This is a genomic window from Mesorhizobium sp. M5C.F.Ca.IN.020.32.2.1, assembly GCF_004023105.1.
GTDB lineage: Bacteria > Pseudomonadota > Alphaproteobacteria > Rhizobiales > Rhizobiaceae > Mesorhizobium > Mesorhizobium wenxiniae.
This window is the reverse complement of sequence record NZ_RZSX01000418.1, coordinates 1-1,826: the sequence shown is the minus strand read 5'-3', so window position 1 is coordinate 1,826 and position 1,826 is coordinate 1. Positions and strand designations below refer to the sequence as shown.

Sequence of the window (1,826 nt, the reverse complement as noted above, 5' to 3'; positions counted from 1 at the left end):
TGCTAGCGCTGCTTGTGGCGACCGGAGCCTATGCGCTGGCCGTCCGGGACGAAGCGGCCTATCGGGAATTCAAATACACCGCGTTCTGGTTGTTGCCGTCGGCCAGTGGCGAGTCCGGCCGGATCACCGTCGGCATCAGGAGCGCCGAGCCTCAAACTCAGCTGTTGGACCTGGAAATCACCCTCGACGGGCAACCGTTCGCCATCTTCCGATCGCTCACCATCGCGCCGGGCGAGAGCTGGGCGCGGGAGATCCCGGTGCCCGTTTTGGCCACCCCGCAGAAGGCGGATGCCCGGCTCTATCGGCCGGAAGACAACCGACTCTACCGCAGCGTTTCGACGCTGGTGCCGCACATCTGAAACGGGGCCTGATCATGCGCATCCTGCTACTGTCGCAGTTCTATCCTCCGGTGATCGGGGGAGAGGAGCGGCACATCCGCAACCTCGGCGCGGCGTTGGCGCAGCGGGGCCATCACGTGAGCGTCGGCACCTTAATGCATCCCGGATCGCCCGAAACCGAGCTGGACGGCGCGGTCCGCGTGCATCGCCTGCGCGGCACGCTCCAGCGTCTGTCGGGCCTCCACACCGATCCCGAGCGCCGCCACGCGCCACCCTTCCCGGATCCCGAACTGGTGCTAGCCCTGAAGCGGCTGGTCGCCCGGGAGAGGCCGGACGTCGTCCACGCCCATAACTGGATCTACGCGTCCTTCCTGCCGCTCAAAGTTCTGAGTGGGGCACGCCTCGTGGTTACGCTCCACGATTACAGCCTTGTCTGCGCCAAGAAGAATTTCATGCACTTGGGCACCCATCTCTGCAGTGGCCCAGCACCGGCGAAGTGCCTGCCCTGCGCGGCCGGGCATTACGGGGCGGTGAAAGCAGCCGTGACCACGTTTGGCAACTGGGGGTCGAGCTTCGCCGCCCGGCGTGTGGTGGACCGTTTCATCGCGGTGAGCCACGCGGTGGCGCGTCACACCGGACTGACCGAAGGCAGCGCCCCCTACGAGGTCATCCCCAACTTCGTGCCCGACGATGTCGAGGTGCTTGGCCCGGAAAATCCCTGCCTGCGGCAGCTACCCCGGGATGAATTCATCCTGTTCGTCGGTGACATGATGCGCCTCAAGGGCATTGACGTTCTCCTGCAAGCCTATGCCGGCCTGGAGCGGGCGCCGCAGCTGGTCCTGATCGGGCGCCGAGTCGCCGATACGCCAACAGAGTTTCCGCCGAACGTCCGCGTCTTCAGCACATGGCCGCATTCCGCCATTATGCATGCTTGGCGGCGCTCACTGTACGGCGTACTGCCGTCGGTCGGGCCCGAAGCCTGCGCGACGGTCATCATGGAAGCGATGGCGTCCGGCAAGGCGGTCGTTGCAACCGGCGTCGGCGGCATGCCGGATCTAGTCGATCATGGCGAAACTGGGCTTCTCGTGCCGCCCGGTGATGCGCACGCCCTTTCCGACGCAATGCAGACCCTTCTGGAGAACCGCGCCTTGCTCGCCCGCCTGGAGGCGACAAGCCTCGCCAGGGTCGGCCGCCTCAAGGCCGGAGCGGTCGTGACCCGGATCGAGCAGGTCTACCGGGACGTCCTGCGCCCAGCCGCCAGCAGGGCAGCGGTGCCGGCGCAGCAAGGTTCGGGAGAGCCATCTTGCCGGTAGACCTCGTCAGGACGGCCATTATTCGCGCCCGACGAGAGCTTCGAAAGAGCGCCGCGCTCGTGCTGAATTCCAGCGCTCTGGCGATCGGAACGATTGCAGCGGCCGGTCTCGGGTTTGTCTATTGGTGGCTCGCGGCGCGGCTGTTTCCGCCGGAAGTGATCGGCAAGGCCGCCGC

General features: G+C 66.3%; 2 protein-coding genes and 1 pseudogene. All 3 read left to right on the top strand.

Going from position 1 to position 1,826, the window contains the following annotated elements; all coding sequences use genetic code 11:
- A partial coding sequence (locus tag EOA86_RS20410; RefSeq protein WP_206630079.1) for a hypothetical protein occupies positions 1 to 359 on the top strand: 359 nt, incomplete at its 5' end.
- Positions 360 to 373: 14 nt separating this feature from the next.
- Entirely contained in the window at positions 374 to 1,651 is a 1,278-nt protein-coding gene (locus tag EOA86_RS20405) for a glycosyltransferase family 4 protein (protein WP_128343290.1), read from the top strand.
- Positions 1,642 to 1,826, top strand: a pseudogene (locus EOA86_RS20400) (hypothetical protein); the annotation flags it as partial. The gene EOA86_RS20405 and the pseudogene EOA86_RS20400, both read left to right, overlap by 10 nt.